Genomic DNA, 22688 nt, shown 5'->3' on the forward strand with positions numbered 1-22688 from the left:
AACAGAAGACCTTTTTGACGCCGTAAAGTAAGTAGATGACAAAAAAAATGTACGGCACATATTACCAAACATGCTTCACAAATGTTCAAAATGACATGAAATTGTTAAATTATAACTGTCAATATTACAAAAAACAGCTATCCGGACACTAGATTAGCATTAAACGAAGCCTCCCGGGATTATTTAACTATAAGCCTTATACTTTAGCGTAGCTTAAACAGGTAAAATGAAATGATCAAAAAAACCGATTCCGGCATTCTGTAACTTTCAGTGAAGTACTAAAAGCTAAAAATGCCTAAATCGGTATAATTTTAAAAGACACACTGTACCTTTCAGGAAATTCCGTATAGGATCCGTCAGGATTAATAACTCTTATCTATATACTTTAAACTAAGAGTGCATGATTTCATCAAAAGTGTACATTTTTTTAGTGACATCTCTTTTTAACAGAATAAATTGAGAAGGAGAAACATTATATTTTGCTTTAAAAGCTCTTGTAAAATAATTAGGGTTAGAAAAACCTACCTCATAACCAATATGTGAAATTTTCATATCGCTCTTTTCCAGGAGCATTGCCGCTCTTTTTAGTTTAATAGAACGAATAAATTCAACCGGTGTCTCACCTGTCAGACTGAGGATTCTGTTATACAGCGTTCCTCTGCTCGTATTCATTTTCCTGCTCAACTCTGTAATTGATAAATCAGGATTACTGATATGGTCTTCTACGTATTGGGAAATTTTCAGGATGTACTTTTCATCTTCTGAAACAAACTCCTTGTCAGGAACTTCAAGGTTAATATGTTTGCAATAAGTATCCTTGAAGGTGCTTTTCAGGTTTAACAAATTATTGATTTTAATATTCAGCAACTGAAAACTGAATGGCTTGGTCAGATAATCGTTTGCTCCTGTTTCCAGTCCTTTTAACTGATTAATTTCTTCTGACAAAACTGTCAGCAATATTACCGGAATATGTTTGGTTCTGTTATCGTTCTTTATTTTTTTTACCAGAGCGATACCATCCATATTTGGCATATTTATGTCACTTACAATAATTTCAGGATGGGATGAAAGAGCTTTTTGCCAGCCTTCTTTGCCATCAGAAGCTTCAATAATTCTATACTTCCCTTTCAGACTTTCCTGAAGATATGACCTGATATCTTCACTGTCATCTACCAAAAGCACTACAGGTTTTTCAATTTCAGAAGATTCCTTGCATTCTTCCTCATTGCATTCATAAACATTCGCTATTTCTTCTGCTATGAAAACAGTGTCAGCACTTTCAGATTCTTTTCTTTCAGGCAACGGTAAATAAACAGTAAAAACACTTCCTTTACCTTCTTCGCTTTCAACTTTAATATTCCCGCCATGAAGCCTGACAAACTCCTGTGTAATTGAAAGCCCAATGCCGCTTCCCTGATTAAGAATATTAGCATTGTTATTGACCTGATAAAATCTGTCAAATATCTTTTCTAATTTATCTTCAGCCAAACCAACACCATCATCACCAATAATGAGTTTAATGCCATTTCCAGCCTCAGATTCAATATGAAAATAAACGCTTCCGTTTTCATTTGTAAATTTAAGGGCGTTAGATAACAAATTGAATAAAATACGCTCGACCTTATCCTTGTCAAAAACGGTATAGTATTTCCTGATAGAGCTTTTGAAGTCAAGATGAATATTCTTGCGTTCGGAAATGTATTTGAAAGAATCAAATATTTCTTTAGCCACATTAATTAAATCACCTTCAGTGGCATTTAATTTCAACTCATTATCTTCTATCTTACGAAAATCCAAAAGTTGGTTAACGAGATTTAGCAGTCTTTTTGCATTTCTGTTAATCAGATTGAGGGTGTCAAGTTTTTCAACACTGTTTTCTTTTAGCAAGAGGTTTTCTATAGGATTTAAAACAAGGGTCAGCGGTGTCTTTAATTCATGGCTGAGATTGGTTAAGAACTTTATTTTCAGTTGTTCTAATTCCATCTTTCGCTCAGCCTCAGTTCTTTCTTTTTCTATCAGATGCTTTACTTCACGACGCTCCTGCTCCAGAGCAAACTCATATCTTACATTCTGTATAGCTCTTCTGCGAAGCATCCAGAATGTAATTGTCAAAATCAATAAATAACTAAAATAAGCATAATAGGTACGCCAGAAAGGGGGATTAACCGTAATTTCAACCACTCTTTCGGGAGTATGCCAGGAACCATCCTCACTTCCGGCTTTCAGTCTGAATTTGTATTTCCCGGGATCTAAATTTGTATAAACGGCCGTGGTTACTGAACCAACATGATTCCATTCTTTATCAAAACCCTCAAGCATATAGGTATATTGGTTTTCCTGTGGGGCAGTATAATTCAAGGCCGCAAAATCCAAGGAAAAATTCTGCCTATAACTCAGTTCTATTTTCCTGGCGGTTGCAATCGGCTCCGTAATTTCTGAGTTTCCAATCGGCTTAACACTTTTATTGCCGATCTTTAAATCTGTGATTATCAGTGAAGGAATTTTTCTGTTTTGATACAGGGATTTCGGATTAAAATAGTTGAAGCCTTCATTTCCGCCAAAATACATTTCTCCGGTACTGGTTTTTATTCCTGCTCCGATATTGAAATTACTTTGCTGAATACCATTATGATAAGTATAATTCTTGAAGATCTTCTTTTGCGGGTCAAAAACACTGATGCCTTTGTTTGTGCTTACCCATAATTTACCGGAATCATCTTCCAGTATTTTGTAAATCACATCATTGCCGAGGAGATTTTTCACACTGTACTGATGAAACGCTTTGGTTTTGTCATTATACAGGCATAATCCTCCACCTAAGACCCCCACCCAAATCTGTCCGGATTTATCGCAATGAACATCCAGTACCATATCTAAGGGTAGATTGCTGGTATCATGGTTAAATACATCAAGTTTATTTTGTGAAGGGTTATACATAGCCAGGCCCCCTCCTTTTGCACCAACCCATAAATTTCCCTGCCTGTCTTCCTCAATTGCTGAGATGTAACCGTTTGTTAAAATATTCCGGGTATTCCGGGGGTAAAAGATTTTACTAAAATGGAGTAAACTTCCTGTTTTTATCTCGTACTTATAAAGTCCGTTTCCGTTGGTACCAATCCAAACGTTTCCGGACTTATCTGGTTTAAGACAATTGACAGGAATATTAGTAGGATCTGTTTTACTTTTAGAAATTCGTATATTCCTGATCGCACTGGAGGATAGATTGATCTCATAAACCCCATAAAGAGAAGTACCAGCCCATAGTTTCTCTGCCGAACAAGCCAGTGATAAAACAGCAGCTTTTCCTTTCTTCTTTCCAAATAGAGAAATCTGTTTTAAAAGTCTGGTGTTTTTATTGAAAATATTGAGTCCGTTATTATCCGTACCTACATAAATATCACCGTGAGGGCCTTCTGCAAATGAAGAAACAACACCAGTACTGAATCCGTCTTCCTCCGGCGTATTAAATTTTACATGGTTGAAAAATGCTAAATTGGTATCATATTTATTTACGCCTCCCTGTATCATTCCAATCCAGTAAATACCACTGTCATCTATATAAATATCTTTTACTGAGTGTCCTGCAAAACATCCTATCCCACTATATTTTCCCGACGACGACTTATCTACCCGGAAGGTTTTACCAGTCTCCGGATTGAAAATGTTCAGTCCGTCTTCTGTTCCTACCCATAGTTTTTCATCTTTATTAAAAGCAATTTTATAAATACTGTTATTACTAAGCGACTGAATATCAGAACCAACCCCTTTAAAACACCTGAAGGTTCTGTTCCTGACATTCATTTTATTAAGCCCTTCTCCTGTCCCAATCCAAATATCCCCTGCTTTATCTTCTGTTAAAGTGCGTACAATGTCATTCGAAATAGTTGACGGATTTCCCTTACTATGCAAAAACCGGGTAAAATCTCCGTTTCGGGGATTGAATAAATGCAAACCGGCATTTGTACCAACCCATATCTGATGTTTGCTATCTTCGAATACGCATAAAATTACATTAGAGGTTAAACGATTCTTTTGGGGAGGATTCGCCTTATAAGCAACTACTTTTTTTGTTTTGGGGTTAAAATAATACAAACCCGAGTAAGTACCAACCCAAATATTTCCAAGATGGTCTGCCTGTAAACATCTGATCCATCCCAGTTTACTAAAATCAAAATTGATAAAATTATCCAGATTCCTATTGTACAAGGATAATGTTATACTCGTTCCGATCCACAGATTTCCTTCCTTGTCTTCCTGCATTGCCATTACGCTGCCTCTTCCGATATTTGTCGAATCAGTTTCGCTATGACGATAGACTGCGAAATTTTGTCCATCAAATTTATTCAGGCCATCATCTGTTCCGAACCACATCAAGCCATATTTATCTTTTAAGATCGTATTTACGGTATTTGACGAAAGCCCGTTTTTGCTGTTGAGATTGATAAAGTCATAGTTTTTTACCTGCCCGACAGCTTGTTGGAACAGCAACAGTAAAAAAACTGAGAGGTATTTATTTTTCATGATTAATCACATTTTCAACCAACAATTGAAACAAGAAGAAAGCATTTAAATGAGGTATATAAAACAAAGTAATCAATCATCAACCCGATCAGATAAATCAATAAATAAAATGTGTAAAATACACACAAATATAAACATAGCTATCAAACCACTCATACAATTATTCAAAATAATATTATAAAAATATCATTTTTGTCTTGCGAAATATATCAGCAGCGTATTTCGGCTTTGTACTTTGCTCCTCCTGAATCTGTTATTCAACTTTAAACAGCAGCATTTTTATTAAGTACAATATATTCAGACGGGGACACATTGTATTTTGCTTTAAAGGCTCTTGCAAAATAATTGGGATTAGAAAAGCCCACTGCATAAGCAATCTGGGATATTTTCATATCGTTTTTCTGTAAAAGCGAAAGTGCTTTTTTAAGTTTCAGTGATCTTACGTATTCAACAGGTGTTTCTCCTGTAAAACTCAATACCTTTACATAAAGTGTTCCTCTGCTGACAAACATTGCTTTACTTAATTCTTCAATGGAAAGGTTAGGGTTTTCAATATGTTCCTCCACATAGCGGGAGAATTTTAACAAAAACTTCTCATCTTCAGAAACAACCTCTGTTTCAGGGGTTTCAACCTGAATGTGCTTGCTATAAGTATTTTTCAGCAAACTGTTCAGGCTAAGGAGATTTTCTATTTTAATACTTAGCAGATGGAAACTGAAAGGTTTGGTTAAGTAATCACTGGCACCAGACTCTAAACCTTTCAGCTGGTCTGTCTCTTCAGTCAGAACCGTCAGCATTATAATCGGAATATGCCTGGTCCGGGTATCATTTTTGATTTTTTTTACCATTTCAATTCCGTCAACTCCGGGCATATTCACATCACTGATTATTACCTGAGGATGATAAGCCAGCGCTTTTTGCCAACCCTGTCTTCCGTCAGAGGCTTCCAGTATCTTATATTTACTTTTCAGACTTTCAACCAGATATGCTCTCAGATCATCATCGTCATCAACAATCAGTACAATCGGCATCTCAATCTTCGGAGGTTCGTTTTTAGCAAAACTTTCTATCGGAGCCAGTTCATCTTTTGTGGTCATTAAAGGAGCGGATTGCTGAAAATCAATAGGTAAAAATGGTAAAGAAATAATAAAAGCACTTCCTACTCCTTCTTCGCTCTCTACTTTGATCGTTCCTCCATGAAGTTTTACAAACTCCTGAGCAATCGCCAAACCAATTCCGCTTCCCTGGTTTAATATGTCGGAATTATTATTTACCTGAAAAAATCTTTCAAAAATTTTATCCGTCATATCTCCCGGTAACCCGATGCCTGTATCACGAAGAATCAGCCTGACGCCGGTTTCTCCGTCTCCTGTAATCTGTAAACTTACATTTCCTCCTTCGTTAGTAAATTTTATGGCATTAGAAAGTAAATTAATAAGGATTCGCTCTAATTTATCCTTGTCGAACGCAGTAAGATAGTTACTGTATGCACTGACAAAATGTAAATTAATACTTTTCCTTACTGCAATATATTTGAAGGAATCTACAATTTCCTGGGTAAATGATATCAAATCTCCTTCTGTTTTATGCAGATTCAGCTCATTGGCTTCTATACTTCTGAAATCGAGTAACTGATTTACCAGATTTAAAAGTCTTTTGGCATTTCTGCTAATCAGATTAAGCATTTCCAGTTTTTCTGTACTGTTTTCCTGAAACATCAGATTTTCAATCGGATTCAGCACCAAAGTCAGCGGCGTTTTTAACTCATGGCTCAGATTGGTCAGGAACTTTACCTTTATTTTTTCAAGTTCCGTTTTTTGTTCGGCATCGTGTCGTTCTTTTTCAATCAAATGCTTCATCTCCAGGCGTTCCTGGGTTCTTGCAAATTCATTTTTCAACTTTTGAATAGAACTTCTTCTTATTGCCCAAACCGCAAAAACAATTAATAAAAAGTAAAAGAAACAGGCATAATAAGTGCGCCAGAAAGGTGGTTTTACAATCACATTAATTACTTTTTCAGGTGTTTGCCATGAACCATCTTCACTATAGGCTTTTAATCTGAAGGTATATTCCCCCGGATCCAGATTCGTATAAACAGCAGTGTTAGACGTTCCTACCTGATTCCATTCTTTATCAAAGCCTTCCAGTTTATAGGAATATCTGTTTTCATGAGGAACGGTGTAGTTCAATGCAATAAAGTCCAGTGAAAAGTTCTGTTTATAGTTCAGAACCATTTCTTTAGCGATCGAAATATGTTCAGTTATTTCAGCATTTTCAGAAGGATTTACCTGTTTGTTGTTGATTTTCAGACTGGTAATTACCAGCGGAGGTATATTCTTCTTTTGGAAAATACTGGTAGTTTTAAAATAATTAAACCCATCCAGGCCTCCGAAGAATAATGTTCCGTCGGATGTTCTCAGACCGGAACCAACATTAAATGTGCTTTGCTGAACGCCATTATAAGATGTAAAATTTCTAAATACCTTTTTTTGAGGATCAAAAGAACTAATTCCTTTATTTGTACTGATCCATATTTTCCCGTTTTCATCTTCTAAAATTTTATAAATCACATCGTTTGATAATGAATACCCTTCATCAAATCGTTCAAAAGATTTTGTATTGACTTTATAAAGACATAGTCCTCCGCCCAGACAACCAACCCATATTCTGCCGGTATGGTCGCAAAAAATACTTTGTATTTTATCCATAGGCAACCCGCTGTTGGTATGATTAAAGACTTGAAATCGTTTTTGTCCGGGATAATACACCGCTATTCCTGTACCATTTGAGCCAATCCAGAAGTTGCCCGACTTATCCTGGTCGATTGCGGTAATGAAGCCGTTTAACGGAATTTGTCCTGAAGCACCCTGAAAAATCTTTTCACCGGACTCAATGGAATTACTGACAGGGTCGTATCGGTGAACCCCGCTTCCATTAGTTCCCATCCAGACATTCCCGTTTATATCAGTTTTAAAACAATTTACAGGTGAATCTGTGGCATCCGTTTTACTTTTAGGAATATGAAAGTATCTGGAAGCTCCTGTATTGATATTAATATTGTATAAACCTGCCTGATAAGTCCCGATCCAGAGTATCCCTTTTAAAGACTCCAAAGCAATTATTGAGGAAACATTTGCCTTTTGTTCTTTTAAGCGATAAGGTTTTATCCGGCCTGTTTTACGATTAAACAAATTCAGTCCTGTTCCTTCGGTTCCGATGAATATATCACCGGAAGGGCTTTCAGCAAAGGTCATTACAGAGCTGCCTGTCAATCCGTTAGGGTCGTATGAGTTATACTTTTTATGATTAAAAAAAGTCAGATTAGCATCATATTTATTTACTCCTCCCTGATGAACTGCTATCCAATATATCCCTGTATCGTCAATGTAAATATCTCTGACAGAACGTCCGCTGGTACTTGGCACGAAGCCGTTTTGTTCCAATAATGAGCTTTTTACTCTGGTAGCCCGTCCAGTTTCAGGGTTAAAAATATCAATGCCTCTGTCTGAGCCGATCCAAAGCTGCCCTGCTTTATCAAATAAAACTTTATAAATACTATTACTTGATAAGGTATTTATATCATCCGGATCAGATTTATAACAGCTGAAGTTTGTTTTTGCTATATCCATCACATTGAGCCCGCCTTTATTTGTACCAATCCAGAGTTTACCTTTTTTGTCTTCAGCGATGCTGTTAATGTGGTTGGAGGAAATTGTTCCGGGGCGATCTGAATTGCTCAGGAATCTGGTAAACTGACCATTCTGATGGTAAAGGTGCAATCCATCGTCTGTTCCAATCCATATATTGTTATGACTATCCTCGAAAATACAGAGAATAGTGTTTGAGTTTAGCCCTGATTTGTTGTCAGTTTTTGTTTTAAAACCTCTGACTTTCCCGGTAACCGGGTCAAAAACAAACAGACCTGAATAAGTACCAACCCAAATCTTACCGGAATGATCGGCACATAAACTAATAATCCAGCCGAATCCGGTAAAATCATAATTGATGAACGAGTCCAGATTCAGATTATACATGGAGAGGGTAAAATTTGTTGCTAACCAGATTTTGCCTGACTTATCCTGTGTCATGGCAGTTACCGGCCCTCTTCCAATACTTGTACTGTCAGTGTCTTTATGATGATATGCTACGAAGTTTTGCCCGTCAAATCTGTTAAGACCATCTTCTGTACCAAACCACATAAACCCACTTTTATCCTTAATAATGGCATTAACAGAATTGGAAGTAAGTCCGTTTTTGCTACTAAAATTAATGAACTTATATTCCTTCTGCTGCCCGGAAATCAAATGAGCAACCAAAAAAAAGATGACTAAAAAGTAAATCCTATTCATTTTATATGCTGTTAACTATCAACAATTGACTGTACCTGCTAACCATTATTGCTTTTCCTGACACAAAATCCGATTCCGGGCATACGGCCTTCATTAAAGCCAGCCAATACCTTGCCTTTTAAGTAAAGCAAGGTATTGGCTGGTAATTTATCTTTATCTTCTATATGGAATGAAAAAGAGGTTTATTTAATTCATCCTGTTTACTTTAATAAACATTTAGCAATTACACACTATTTGCTGTTAGCTTTCATGGATTCAGCGACATAAGAATATGCCATCTTTCTCAGATACTGTCGTGTCCACAATCCGACTGGTTCGTCTGCTCTCCAGCTTGAGTTTGCCGGACTATCCAACGGACTCCACAAGGTAATACCATATCTTTGTGCAGCAGGGATAATTTCAAAATACTTATCAATTACGTATTTATACATCTCTGCCTGTGCCTTGTATTGCTCCTGGGTAGCATTTGCAGTTTTTACTCCACCAAGGCCAATATCCAATTCCGAAATTTTAATCATTTTTCCGGTAGCAGCTAATAACTTAAACATTTCTGCAATCCTGGTTTTATCGGCTCTGATATCTATATGCATTTGTGTTCCGATACCATCTACTTTCGCTCCTTTCCCTTCAATATATTTCACATATTCAATTATTCCGCGGCATTTATCCAGGTTATATTCCAGGTTATAATCATTGATAAAAAGTATGTCATTCGCATTTCCATATTTTCTGGCTAACTGAAAAGCGGTTACTGCGTAATCTTTACCCATATAGTCCTGCCAGAAAAACTCATCTGCAGCCAATGTTCTGCCTGCCCCTGTTTTAAGTTCATAAGGTTTGCCATCATCCATAGGTTCGTTTACAACATCCCATGCTTTTACATAAGATTTACTCACAGACAGGATACCCGACATCCAGTTATCTAATGCTCCGGAAACAAGAATATTTTTCTCCCGGGATGTTTTCTCAGCAATTGTTACAGTTCCACCTGTTGCTTTTGAGCTTTTCAGTACCACATTATCTATATACACAGTTCCGGCAAATTCCCCGTAGCTGAATACAAGTTTATTTCTGTCGGCAGCAGTTGCTGTAGTGGAAATATCAACCAATTTCCATTCTTTTGTAACAGCTATCTGACCAAAACCATTTGAAGCATAGCTTGGGCTTTGCAGTTCTGGTCTGATAATTCCTTCTGCCGTTCCTTTCACCCAAAATGATAATGAGTAGGATTCCCCATTACTGAGATTTTTACCTAAATCAAGTGCCGTCTGAACATCCCAATAGTTTGTCGTCTTAGCTGGAATTGTTACATAAAAAGCCTTGCCTTTGTTATTATATCCCAGTCCGTCAGCAGTGATACCTCTGGTAGAGTTGCCGCCGTAACCTTCCCAGCCTGAACCTGTTTCAAAATCACCATTGGATACCAGATTTACCACAGCGGGGGTTCCCTGTGTATCATATACATAAAGATTATTGATGTCTATGTAATAGTCTACGTCGGGCTTATAGCCTAAATCAAAGTTAATCCTGATGGATGTTCCTGTAAAATCACTTACCTGAAATCTGATTTCCTTCCAGGAAATACCAGTTGTAAAAGTTGCCGAGGCTTTTCCTGTCTTCATCCAGTCAATCTGAGGGGTATTATTGGTTAAACCCTCAAAAGAAATTCTGCCTTCCCCAGCCACATCCGATTTAATATAACAGACTACTTCATATTTGTGACCCGGAATAATACTAATACCCGGGCTTGTTAACTGTAAGCCGGTTGCTGAAGCAGAGCCACCGGAAGATGACAGTTTTATGGCCTTCGTTCCGGCACCCATCCCTGCACTATTTACTACCGAAATTCCTGAGCCATTATTTGTCACATTCCATCCTGTCAGTACTCCGCTCTGCAAAGCAGAAGTATTGAGGTCATTAGGGAAAGAAGGTGCTGTAACCAGCATCGGCGCAATAAGTCCGTTAAGATAACCTGCATTCTGATTAGCATGCCAGCATAGTGTATGTCCATATACTGAGATGCCGCCATCCTTTGCTGTTTCCAATAGTTTGCTGACATTATCCAGTGCCAGGCTGCCATTGTTTTGTACTACTGCACCATGTTTCATTTCATAGCCCAGGGCTATTTCATCGAAGTTTTTATTGGCAAGCCGGTACATTACACCCTTATTGACATAATCAGAAAGAGAAAGAGCTACGCCAAATTTAAAATTAGGATTTGCATTGCGGTTAATATAGGATTTCAATGCGGGATAGGCATCAATATCTTCCTGAGCAGCAACACTTTCCGGCTTGAGTACGCTAAATTCCAGTGGCTGATACGTGCTGCAGGAAGTGGCAAAAAAAGTGGCCAGTCCCAATGCTGTTTTATATAATTTATTCATACGACAACTGTTCCGGTTAAACTAATTATTACTTTGCTACAGGTGAAAATGTTTCCATCGTCACGGTGCGGTCACGCATAACGAGTGTGTCTGAGGTAGAAACTTTCATTCCTGCAACCTCTACTTCATATTTCAGATACAGGGCATCTCTGTCCTTATTTCCCCAGCTATTTTTCTCTCCTTTTTTCACAAAAGCACCGCTTCCGGTTGCTGTGTAAGCGTTTGATGCGGAAGAAATTGTACACTTGCCACCATTGCCTTCAAACCTAAGGATAAGTGTGACAGTCACATTTTTGTTGTCCTTATCTTTGAATACTACAGGAAATTCCAGCTCACTCAAAGATTTTGTGGTCAGTTTATTTACCTCATCTTTTTCAACAAATTGTGCATGACGAACCACCGTTTGGTTAACATTACCTGTTACCATGTCTTTTCCACGTCTGAGGTAATTCCCATGCCAGGAGTTAACATATTTTATGGCATACAAAACAAAGTGTTTGCCATAGAGTATAGAATCGGCATCAACTACACTCGTCATGGTTAACGGAATCACATAAGTATTTTTAATTGATTTCGGATCTGCAAAAAACTCATCCGTCAGTTGAATATCAACTCCTCCTGACAACGTTCCTTTAGGAATAATAATCTTATCTGAACTTAAGGAGTAGTAACTATTAGGCATAGGAAGGACTTCATCTTTCCCTGCTCCAAATAATAAGCCGTTTTTCAGAAGAGAATTATCAACTGCAACTTTGACAGATACATCTTTTCTACTTTCGTAAACTCCTCCGATTGAGGCATAAATCTGACATTTATGTGCATTATCCAAATCAGTATTTACATAGGTATCCTCACCTAAGGTAATAGTCCTCACAGGATACTGATAAGCGAAATATACAGTTTGGTATTTGTAATCCGGAAATTCATTTTCCGTATTGCAGGCGGCAAGTCCGAGAAGGATCAGTACCGACATTAAAACTAATTTCTTCATAAATATTAAATTTTATCCATAATAGAATTATTGCGGATTGTTAATTCCATCCTTCATTTTGTTCAAGAGCTGAGAACTTCAGTATTTCTGAATAGGGAATTGGTCCGTATTTCATATAATTTCTGAATACCCTGTCCTGTACAGCCGGAAGTATGGTATAAACACCATTCTGAATACTTACCCCTTTAGCGGGTTCAGTAAGTTCTGCATTCCAGCGACGTAAATCCCAGAATCTGAATCCTTCAAAACAAAGTTCCAGCCGGCGTTCGTTACGAATCAACTGGCGCATCGTTTCCTTATTACCTTTTGCACTTTCCAGATAAGCATCATTATTGGATGTACCTACTCCTGCTCTTCTGCGGACGGCTCTGATTATATCATAAGCAGAATAGGTATTTGAACCCATGCCGTTTGGCCCCCAGGCCTCATTGGCAGCTTCAGCATAAGCCAAAGCAATTTCCGTATAACGGATATGCGGCTTATAGTGTCGCTGATTAGTGGCAGATGTCGGATTCAGGTTTACATCCTGTCGTAACAGCTTCCGCAGATAGTAACCGGTTCTTGTTGAAGTTGCCACTTTGTTAAGGGCATCATTGGTTGTACCATTAGCGGTAGTATTGATGGTTGTATTATTTACACCCGCTGCTGCACCATTCACAAGTATAAACATTTTGAGACGCGGGTCACGATTGGCATATGGATCGGCAGCATTATACTCACTGTTAGGGTTATTAATCGGATACCCGTTCAGCATTGGAAATGCATCTACAAGATTTTGGGTAGGATTGATACGTCCGTTTCCAAATAAGGTCGGAGGAAAATTTGCCTGCTCTAAATCTCTGTTTTCTCCCCAGTTATTACGCCACAATATTTCAGGCGGATTGGCGCCATCTTTAATATTAGCAAGCTCAGCCGTATTTGAATACCAGGTAAGCCCGCTTGCTGCATTATTTGTTACAGCATTCAGTCCGCCGTTTAAATTCAGCACATTGGCCGCATAATTGGCTGCATCTGCCCATTTATTTGTATTGCCGTTATTAAAAGCCGGGCTGGCGGCCAATAAGGCTGCCTGTGCTCTTACAGCTTTAGCAATCCGGCCCGTAAATAAACCACTGAAAGTAACCCCGAATGCACGGTTATATTGTTCAAGCGTTACTTTTCCATACTTCGATGGTATCAGAGATTCCTGTCCAAGAGAAATATTCTGATAATCCAAAGGAAGCTTGACGTCAGCACTGTCCAGATCCAGATAAATCTGTTTCATACAATCATCAAAAGATGCCCTTGGCAAGTTATAATTATCAGACGTTGTCTGCGGTTTAAGTAAAATGGGTACACCAAGCATCGTTCCCCCTGTTCCTTTTCCTGCATGAGTCATCAAAAGATGATACATCAGTAAAGCCCGAAGCCCGTAAGCTTCTCCTTTAATACGAGTGGTGAACAATCTGTTGGCAACAGGATCTGTTACCCATTGCACTTTGTTTACTTCCCCAAGCATTATATTCAGATATTGTATTCCGGCAAAACAGTTTGTCCACTGGCTTGCCGGATTATTGTTGGCTGTCCACTGACCAGTTGCCATTTTAAGATATCCGTTATTCTGATCGTTACTTACCGCATCGTCAGTTGCCACATCATTGAAAGACCAGGAGTTTGTCGGAATTCTGTTATAGCCATTCAGCAATATACCGAAAGGAAATCTTGAGTCACTCGGTAAATAAGCGCTAGGGTCTAACTGCCTGTTATTCTCTATCGCAGGTTCTATCAGATCCTCACATCCGGTCAGCAATACAGCAATGCAAACCAATATTTTTAATATTCCTTTATTCATATACAACATAGTAAAATATTCAACATATGATATTTTCAAAAACTCAGAAAAGTGCTTTTACCCCCAAATTAAACAAGCGGGTTTGAGGGGCACTTCCAACATTAAGCTCCATCATCTCACGATTATCTGAAATAGTCAGCAGGTTAAAACCACTTACATAAACGCCAAGTTCACGGACAAAAGATTTCAGTTTTAATACATCTGACAGGTCATAGGTAATCTGCACTTTTGTTAAATCAAAGCGATTCGTTTGATAAATCCAGAAATCCGATGAACGATAGTTGTTGTCGCTTGTCAAAGTAGTAAGTCTCGGATATTTAGCGGTCAGTTTTGTTTCTTCTGTCCATCTGTCTCTGACAGCAACGGAATACTTATCTTCCCCATCTACCCAGAAATAAGAACTGCTGCGCATAGCATTAGCCCCAAAGCGACCAAGTCCTATTGCGAAAAAAGTAAGTTTTTTCCACTGAGCAGTGAAATTTATACCTAAAGTAAGCGGAGCTCCAAACCAGCCGCCTTTTCCTAAAAATACTTCGTCCCGACTGTTAATAATACCATCCCCATTTTGGTCTTTGTACTTAATATCACCAGGCTTTACCTGTCCGAATGTTTGTACAGGAGAATTTGCTATATCTTTTTGGTCCTGGAATAATCCAAGGCTTTCCAAGCCCCACATGGCGTCGAGGGGTTTCCCCTGACGATTCTGATAAGCATCTTCGTACAATTCGGCTCTTTTAGAAGCGGTTGTCTGATAATAGGTGCCATTTACTCCCAAGCTCAGGTTTACATCCCCATATTTTTTATTCAGATTAACGCCAAAGTCAAAGCCAATACGCTGATCTTCGTTATAATTTACATAAGGAATAAAAGAAGATACCGGAAAACCTGTTGTGAAATAACCCGGGAATAAAACAGATGCCTGAATAATATTTCCGGAAATTCTATTGGCAAAAAATGTCCCGTTTAATGTTAATAATCCTTTGAAAAACGAACCTTCGAAACCAACACTAACTTCTTCTCTTTTAGGAAATTGCATATCAGGATTATCGCCTCTTCTTGATTCAGTTGCCTGGATTCCCGTACCATCTTTCCAGCCATACCAGGAACCAGCACCTGTATAAACCCCCTGATATAAATAGTAATTCGGGATATCAAGGTCTGTATGTAAAATACCGGCAGAAGCTGTCAGCTTTAAATCATCAATTATATCCGAATTTTTAAGGAAATCTTCCTGGCTCAATCTCCAGCCTAAAGAAAGTGAAGGAGAAAATGCCTGACGGTTAGCAGGTGGAAGTTTAGCAGAATGAATATAAGCTGCACTAAAATCAAGGTAGTATCTATGTTTAAAATTATAGCCCGCCAAAAATCCTAAATTTGCATTACTTGTTTTGTGGTAAACAGCAGATTCGGATTGCTGAAACCCATTGGCTAATAAAATAGCAGATAAATGATGAGCCTCATTATAGGTTCTGTCATAATTTAATTGCCCTGAAAATGCAATCGTTTGGCGATACCTGTTTCCGGATACATTCTGTGTTCCGGATTTCGCATCCTGATTATAAACAGTAAGGCTGCTGATCAGGTCTTTTCCACTATAATTATTCCAGACAGGAGCATAGGTGGCATAAGAATAATTATAAGACAAAGTATATTCTGTAGCATAGTCAACAGCGAAACCTGATTTGAAGCTTAAGCCTTTTAATACATTTCTGAGATCAGCTTTAATACCTGTATTAAACTGAAACTGGCGGTTAGCAAATTGATTATTACCTCCGGAGTAGATGGCAGCGATTGGATTCGTCTGGTCCAACTGAGTACCGCCAAGTAAGTATTTCCCATCGATAATATTATTGCTGTTCTGAATTAAAATCTGTGAAGCTGCGTCATCCTGCTCGATCATACTAAGCGGAATAAGTGGTGCAAAACGATTCGGACGAACCGTTGCTGCACTACCCCAAAAGTCAGCGTTTACACCACGACCTGTATAAAAAATAGCCGTTGCATCAGCATTCAGACTTATATAGTCATTCAGATTAACGTCTATATTTCCACGAAAGTTAAGTCTATCTGAATTATTATTAGTTTTCGCCTCTCCGAAGTTCAGCAATGAGCCGGATGTTGCAAACCCTAAATTTGTATAATATTTAACCCTTTCATTTCCACCTGAAATTTCAGCGGTGAGATCATAACTGCCATAACTGCTTTTGAGGTACTCAGATGAGTAAAAATCTATGTTAGGATAACGATATTTATTGATTCCGGAAGCATAATTATAAATATCGGTCTCTGAATATAAATTCGTTAATCCATCATTTCTGCGAGCCTCATTATACAAAGTCATGTACTCCGCCGAGCCCAGATAACGCGGAAGAGCTTTGGGTACATTTACACCACTATTCACTCTGAGGTCAAATCTGCTCTGCCCTGCCACCCCTCTTTTGGTAATTACATTCACTACTCCTTTAGCAGCACGGCTACCATATAATGCTACAGCGTTAGCCCCTTTCAAAAATACAATTTGCTCAATTTCTGTTGGCATCACGTTTCCGGTCTCACGAGGAACACCATCTATCATGAACAAGTAACTTCCCATTCCCCAGTTACTATTTCCGTTAAATCCCGGAACAAAAGACTCCATACCTTCCAGTATATACGTAAAATAATTCTTATTCAGAAGTTCCTTCACATTTACAGAAGCTACTCCGACCGGCAAATCCTCTTTATCAGCATTGCGGAAAGCCAGATGTACCGGCTCCCTGTGCTCTTCAGGGAAAATTACAATCTCAGTGATTTTCGGATCGGCAGTAATATGTTTAGTTTTAAAGCCTTTTGCTACAACCGAAATCATCTGTTTTTCCGGAATTTCAATACTAAAATTCCCGGAGGCATCAGTGGCAGCAGTCTTTCCTGTTTCATCAGAGCTGCTTACAACAGCCCCAATCACAGGTTGTTTATCTGAACCAGTCACTCTGGCTTTAATTTTAATAATCGGGGGATTCTGTGCCATTACCGCAGCTTTTGAAAAAATCAGCAATGCACATAAAACCATCAGTATTTTTATAAACTTCATTTCTTGCTCGTTTATCTGTTAATTATATGATTTGGCTCCCTATTACCATCCGGGATTTTGAGAAAATTCCAGATACAAATTCACATCATTAACCTTCAATGGCAGCCAATTATGTTTTTCCGTGAATTTGCGTTCCAGTATGACAGACTCTCTGATATTTAACACTCTATTTTCTCTGGGGTCTTTTGCCGGATCCAAAGTAGCAGCTCTGTCAAATTCAATTGACTTTTTTAGTGTATAAGGATTTTTAGAAATCATTAGCCAGCGGCGAAGATCATTGAAGCGATGACCTTCAAATGAAAGCTCAACCGCACGTTCACGTCTCAGCTCCTCCATATAAGTATCCAGAGAACCTAAAAATTTCGCATCTACATGTCCTGCTCCGACTCTGTCTCTAATAACATTGACGGCATCAACAGAGGTTTTAGCATAACTCCCGGCTTTACCCATAGCCGAGCCGTATCCTTGTGCAGCGGCTTCAGCATACATCAGATAAATATCTGCTAAACGCATATAAGGAAGGTGTATGTTAAGACTTTTATCATAACCATATCCCTGATCATACTTATTGGCGGTTCTAGGAACAAACTTGAATAATAAATATCCTGTGCGGCTGCCTGTAGCGATATCACGGTAAGAACCCCCTGTATTCAGGTTGGCATAACGGTTATTGATTTCATTAGCATTCGGGATACTTCCTGCAACCATTCTCACTCCGTCGAAAATAATATCATTGTAAAAACGGGGGTCTCTTCCTTTCCAGGGATATTCCGGGTTATAACCGGATTCAGGATCCGCTTTTGTGATGTCTTTAATAGGTAAACCGTTAGCCATTCCGTAGTTATCGACATAATTAGCTGTCGGTACGAATTTCACATCGCCTTCACTGATAATAAGCGGGCTATATTGTTTACTCGTTCCCCAGTTTGAATTATTTGCTCCGTAATAAGGCCCCCGAAATATGGCCTCGGTACCTCCGGGGATCTGCCAGTTCTGACCTGTTGTATAGAAATTAGAAGAATATTGTGCAAAGGGCATTAACCGGTAAGGTGCCTCTCCGCTCTCACATAAATTAAGCAATTCAGCAAAAGCATCCGCTGCCTTTTTGCAATATTCAGCATTATAAGAAGTACCGCCGCCGGAGACTGAGTTCATCAACGGACTACCTGCCCAAAGAAGATTTTTACCCAAATAGCCAAGCGCCATAATCTTATTAATACGCAAAACGTTCTTTCCCAGTGTTCTTTTACCCGCAGTTGTGTTATCCCAGTTAGTCGGCAATAAATTGGCCGCTTCTCTGAAATCAGCCGCAGCCTTATCCGCACATTCACTATATTTAAGACGGGGAAGTGTCAGTTTCTGGTCTCCCGGTAATACTTTATCAATATATGGAAGTCCTCCGAAATATTGCATAAACATGAAATGGTACCATCCTCTGAAAAACAACAGCTGACCTTTAATTAAATCTTTTTCTTCCTGTGTGGCATCAGTAAGTTTATCAATATTTTCCAAACCCAGATTAGCCTTACGGATACCGTACCAGCCCAGTCCCCAAAGTGATTTTGCAAAGCGGTCATCATTGGTAGAATTATTGTTGCGATCCATCCAACCTGCCTGCCAGCCATCAAAATTGCGTTGCCAGCCCCAAAAATCACCATTGTCAATTTTTACTCCGAAATGAAAGTTCTGAGCTGTAGATTGGATTTCATCCTCTCCCCAGTTCCAGGAATTAGTCCAGTAGCCATTAGAAAAGTCCGGAATAGTATGATAAAGTTCTTCGGTAAAACCCTGAAAATTTACAAAATTTTTAAAGGCATCTTTCTCAGACACAAGAGATTGAGGATCACGATCCAAAAAATCTGAGCACGAAGTAACTCCGAAAGTCATAGAATAAACTACAGCTATGCACAAAAGTTTTATTCTCTTTTTCATTATTTTAATAATTGATTAGAAAGTAATGTTCAAACCCAAATTATATCTCTTTACTGTAGGATAAGCACCCTGAGATGCCCAGCCGGTACCGGCAAAGTTCGATTCTCTGTCATCCGGCATTTTGCTCCAGGCAACAAGGTTGTTCCCATTCAGGTAAATTCTCAGACTGCTGAGTCCTAATTTTCTGCTGAGCTCCGGAGTTAAGGTATATGCTATTTCTGCATTTTTTAATCTCACGTATGAGCCATCGTACATATACTGTGTACCTCTGTAATCACCAAACGGAGTTGTTAGCCAGCGCGGAACAGGCGTTCCGGAGGTATTTGCAGGCGACCAGTAATCTCCTTCCTGATAAACAGTATGGCTTTGTGAGCTTAAACTTGTAAAAACAACCTGACGAGTTGCATTATTTACAGCATATAACTGCACAAAAGCTGAAAAACCTTTCCAATCAAAACCTAAAGTAGCATTATAGGTATTCTGAGGCCAGCTGGTATGCCCATACGGAATTCTATCCTGTGAATCAATAACCCCGTCTCCGTTATAATCAACCAGATAATAGTTCCCTAATAATTTCTGGTTGTCGTTTACATTGTGCATTGTGCTTCCATACAGCTGATCCCAGCTATTATACATGCCCTTACTTACATATGAATAAGACTGATCAATCTGCATTCCTTCCGGCTTCTGATAATCCGGCAACAATTCCGGAGTAGCCCGTTCAAGAATTTTGTTTTGCGTATGTGTCATATTAAGATCTGCCCACAGACGAAATTTTCCGACGTTTTTATTAAAATGAAGCTCTAACTCATAACCACTTGCCTTTACAGCTCCTAAATTTGCTACCGGTGGAGATGCCCCAAAATAACTCGGAACGTCAGACCTGCCTGTCAGCAGAATTTTACTTCTGTTATCCTGAAAGAAGTCGGCCTTACCTTTGATAAAACCTTTGAAAATTTCAAAGTCTAAGCCCAGATTGAATTTCTCTGATTGTTCCCATTGTACGGTCGGGTTTCCTACTGTGGCTTGCGAATACCAGGTGTACGGACTTTGCTCTGCCCCTTCGCCGGTTACTCCCAATCTTGACGTTCCGCCGTAAGTCCATTGCTCCAGATAAGGCCACCTTACTCCCAGATTATCAAAACCGGTTTGTCCGTAAGACATACGAAGTTTCATCGAATTGATAAATTTCAATGAATTCATGAATTTTTCGTTTGAAATAACCCAGTTTGCTCCTCCGGATGAGAAAAAGGCAAAGCGGTAGTCTTTTGCGAACTGCTCAGAACCATTATAAGCGCCATTATACTCAACAGTGTACTTATTGTTGAAAGTATAAGTAGTTCTGAATACCCAGTCTTCTCTGTAAGATGGAATTGTACTACCGCTTGCAAACACATTCCTGTTTGTTAAGCCCATTAAAGTGACGTTGTGTAAACCTGCAAAAGTTTTGTTGTAATTAAGCTGTAGCTGGTAAAACAGGCGACGCTGGCTGGCACCGATGTTTCCCGCTGCCGGCGCCCACTTTATACCTTCCTGAAAGTCAAAACCAGTAATACCATCTACAGCCGACTGGAAAGTTTCAACACCTGTTTCAGGATTTACCCACTTGCGCTGAGTACCGTTATAAAGGTCATTAATACCCCGGTCCGATTCTATAAAAGTGTTATCCAGAGAGATCGTTCCTGTCGCTCTCAAACCTTTCACCAGCATGTCCAAGTCCTGATCTAAAGTAAAATCTGTGGTTATGCGGGCTGTAGTCTGATATTGCAGACCACCAATGGCAAGGCTTAATGCGGAGTTTTCAGCTCTTGCCTGATTTGGTGCATAAAAACCCCAGGAACCATCTGCATATTGCGGCAAAAATAAGTCGGGAGCTGCTGCATAAGCATCAATCCACGGCCCATACTGATTTCCTGTGAATCCCCAGGGACTTTTTCTTACGCCATAAGACCCGGAAAGGTTTGTTTTAAAAAGAGTGCTCGGCGTCAGCTGAAAGTCTAAATTACTCCGGACATTAAGTCGATTGAAGCCAAAACCCTGTTTATACCCTCTTTTATTATCATAGATTTTAAATAAATCTGCTTCCTGCAAAAAGTCTGCGCTGGTAAAATATTTTACAAAGTTTGTTCCTCCACTGATATTCAGATTGGCGTTATTTGAGATGGCATAAGAATTAAATAGCGCTTTTTCCCAGTCAACATTCGGGTAACGTTCTGCTTCCTGCAAATTAGCCGGATTACGGTATTTGTTAAGAATAGCCTGAGGCAAGTAATCCCTCCACCCTTCCGGTTTTGTAACAAGTTCATATTCAATTGCATCATTTCTGATTCTCAAAGCATCATATGAATCATACTTCTGAGGTAATTTGGAAGGAGCTTTGACAATCGTATTTACAGTAGCCCTGATGGAAGCCTTTCCGGTTTTGCCCCGTTTGGTGGTAATCAAAATTACTCCATTCGCACCCCTTGAACCGAAAACCGCAGTTGCTGAAGCATCTTTCAGTACAGTAATTGTCTCAACAGAACTGATATCAACGCTATTCATCGGGCGCTCTACACCATCAACCAGAATGAGAGGATCTGAATTGTTCCAGGAGCTGCGGCCACGAATAATAATCTGAGGATCTTCTGCTCCCGGAAGACCAGTACTGGCATTAGTAATTAAGCCTGGTACATTTCCGGTCAAAGCAGCGCCTAAACTTGAAACACCACCCGCCCGCTCTAATTCTTTACTCGTGGTTTGTGTAACCGAAGCAACAACACCTTCTTTCTTTTGTTTTCCATAACCCACAACTACTACCTCATCTAACGCAGACTGAAATTCTTCCAGCACCACATTAATACTTGTTTTATTGCCAACCAGTACCTCCTGTGTTTTATAACCAACCGAACTGAAAACCAAAACTGTTTTTGGCGTACAGGCAATGAAAAATGCTCCATCCTTATTAGCACTGGTACCACGGGAAGTCCCTTTTATACTAACGGTTGCACCTGGAATCCCTTCTCCTGAAGCAGACTTAACAGTTCCTTTTACTGTCTGAGCATTTAAAGAAAAACCGGAAAACTCAATCAGAAGGGAGATACACCATACAACTAAGTATAGCCTCTTCTGAATGATTGAAATAGCTAAGTTGAATTGTTTCATAGATAAATAATATGATTCATTTAATAAATAATATGAAATTACTATGCAAAGTAAAATGATAGTAAAAAAATAGATTAGCACTAATCACTAAATATCCAAGACAAATGTTCAGCCTTATCAAAAAGTGTCCATTTTACACTATTATTATCAAATAAAGTTTTTCCAAGCCCGATTTTCTCCGTACAGAGATACACTTAGTCTTCAAAACCTAAGAGATCAATATACGCTCACTTGAGGCAATACAATAAGAACAAGGAGGCTTTCCTATGTGCAATGGCTATACAGAATTGATATTTCGGAGAGTGCTTCAGCTTTCCTGAATTATTATTTTAAATAATCGGAAAAATGAAAGTATCATTTACATATTGTAAAAGGGCAGATAAGAACACAGGTTTTTGATTTGCAGAATAGTGTCTGGTAATATTAAAACATAAAAAAGGTTCTCCATTATTCCCGCCTGCACAGG

Annotated in this window: 8 protein-coding genes; all 8 read right to left on the minus strand. The window is 38.9% G+C overall.

Annotated features, from left to right (window positions below; translation table 11 throughout):
* Nucleotides 1-390 precede the first annotated feature (390 nt).
* Entirely contained in the window at nucleotides 391-4521 is a 4131-nt protein-coding gene (locus BM179_RS15240) for a hybrid sensor histidine kinase/response regulator transcription factor (protein ID WP_092018009.1), read from the minus strand.
* A gap of 263 nt (nucleotides 4522-4784) precedes the next feature.
* Nucleotides 4785-8870: a hybrid sensor histidine kinase/response regulator transcription factor gene (locus BM179_RS15245; protein ID WP_092018010.1), complete on the minus strand. Its 4086-nt coding sequence runs from the start codon at nucleotides 8868-8870 to the stop codon at nucleotides 4785-4787.
* Nucleotides 8871-9100: 230 nt separating this feature from the next.
* Nucleotides 9101-11254, minus strand: coding sequence for an endo-1,4-beta-xylanase (locus tag BM179_RS15250; RefSeq protein WP_092018011.1), 2154 nt, complete (start codon nucleotides 11252-11254; stop codon nucleotides 9101-9103).
* Between the two features lie 28 nt (nucleotides 11255-11282).
* Entirely contained in the window at nucleotides 11283-12245 is a 963-nt protein-coding gene (locus BM179_RS15255) for a DUF5627 domain-containing protein (RefSeq protein WP_092018012.1), read from the minus strand.
* Between the two features lie 40 nt (nucleotides 12246-12285).
* Nucleotides 12286-14076 carry a RagB/SusD family nutrient uptake outer membrane protein gene (locus BM179_RS15260; RefSeq protein ID WP_177219421.1) on the minus strand — a complete coding sequence of 597 codons (1791 nt, stop codon included), beginning with the start codon at nucleotides 14074-14076 and terminating at the stop codon, nucleotides 12286-12288.
* Nucleotides 14077-14119: 43 nt separating this feature from the next.
* Nucleotides 14120-17146, minus strand: coding sequence for a SusC/RagA family TonB-linked outer membrane protein (locus BM179_RS15265; RefSeq protein WP_092018013.1), 3027 nt, complete (start codon nucleotides 17144-17146; stop codon nucleotides 14120-14122).
* Between the two features lie 42 nt (nucleotides 17147-17188).
* Nucleotides 17189-19078 (minus strand): RagB/SusD family nutrient uptake outer membrane protein, encoded by a 1890-nt coding sequence (locus tag BM179_RS15270; protein ID WP_092018014.1) that lies wholly within the window; start codon nucleotides 19076-19078, stop codon nucleotides 17189-17191.
* A 15-nt stretch (nucleotides 19079-19093) separates the two neighbouring features.
* The gene (locus BM179_RS15275; protein WP_092018015.1) at nucleotides 19094-22222 is read right to left on the minus strand and encodes a SusC/RagA family TonB-linked outer membrane protein; all 3129 of its coding nucleotides are present in this window, start codon (nucleotides 22220-22222) and stop codon (nucleotides 19094-19096) included.
* Nucleotides 22223-22688 lie beyond the last annotated feature (466 nt).

It is taken from the genome of Pseudarcicella hirudinis (assembly GCF_900115665.1).
In the GTDB taxonomy this organism is placed as follows: domain Bacteria; phylum Bacteroidota; class Bacteroidia; order Cytophagales; family Spirosomataceae; genus Pseudarcicella; species Pseudarcicella hirudinis.

Coding starts and splice junctions, on each gene's coding strand:
- BM179_RS15245 (WP_092018010.1), bottom strand. CDS start 8,870: ATGAATAGGATTTACTTTTTAGTCATCTTTTTTTTGGTTGCTCATTTG.
- BM179_RS15255 (WP_092018012.1), bottom strand. CDS start 12,245: ATGAAGAAATTAGTTTTAATGTCGGTACTGATCCTTCTCGGACTTGCC.
- BM179_RS15270 (WP_092018014.1), bottom strand. CDS start 19,078: ATGAAAAAGAGAATAAAACTTTTGTGCATAGCTGTAGTTTATTCTATG.
- BM179_RS15265 (WP_092018013.1), bottom strand. CDS start 17,146: ATGAAGTTTATAAAAATACTGATGGTTTTATGTGCATTGCTGATTTTT.
- BM179_RS15250 (WP_092018011.1), bottom strand. CDS start 11,254: ATGAATAAATTATATAAAACAGCATTGGGACTGGCCACTTTTTTTGCC.
- BM179_RS15260 (WP_177219421.1), bottom strand. CDS start 14,076: ATGAATAAAGGAATATTAAAAATATTGGTTTGCATTGCTGTATTGCTG.
- BM179_RS15240 (WP_092018009.1), bottom strand. CDS start 4,521: ATGAAAAATAAATACCTCTCAGTTTTTTTACTGTTGCTGTTCCAACAA.
- BM179_RS15275 (WP_092018015.1), bottom strand. CDS start 22,222: ATGAAACAATTCAACTTAGCTATTTCAATCATTCAGAAGAGGCTATAC.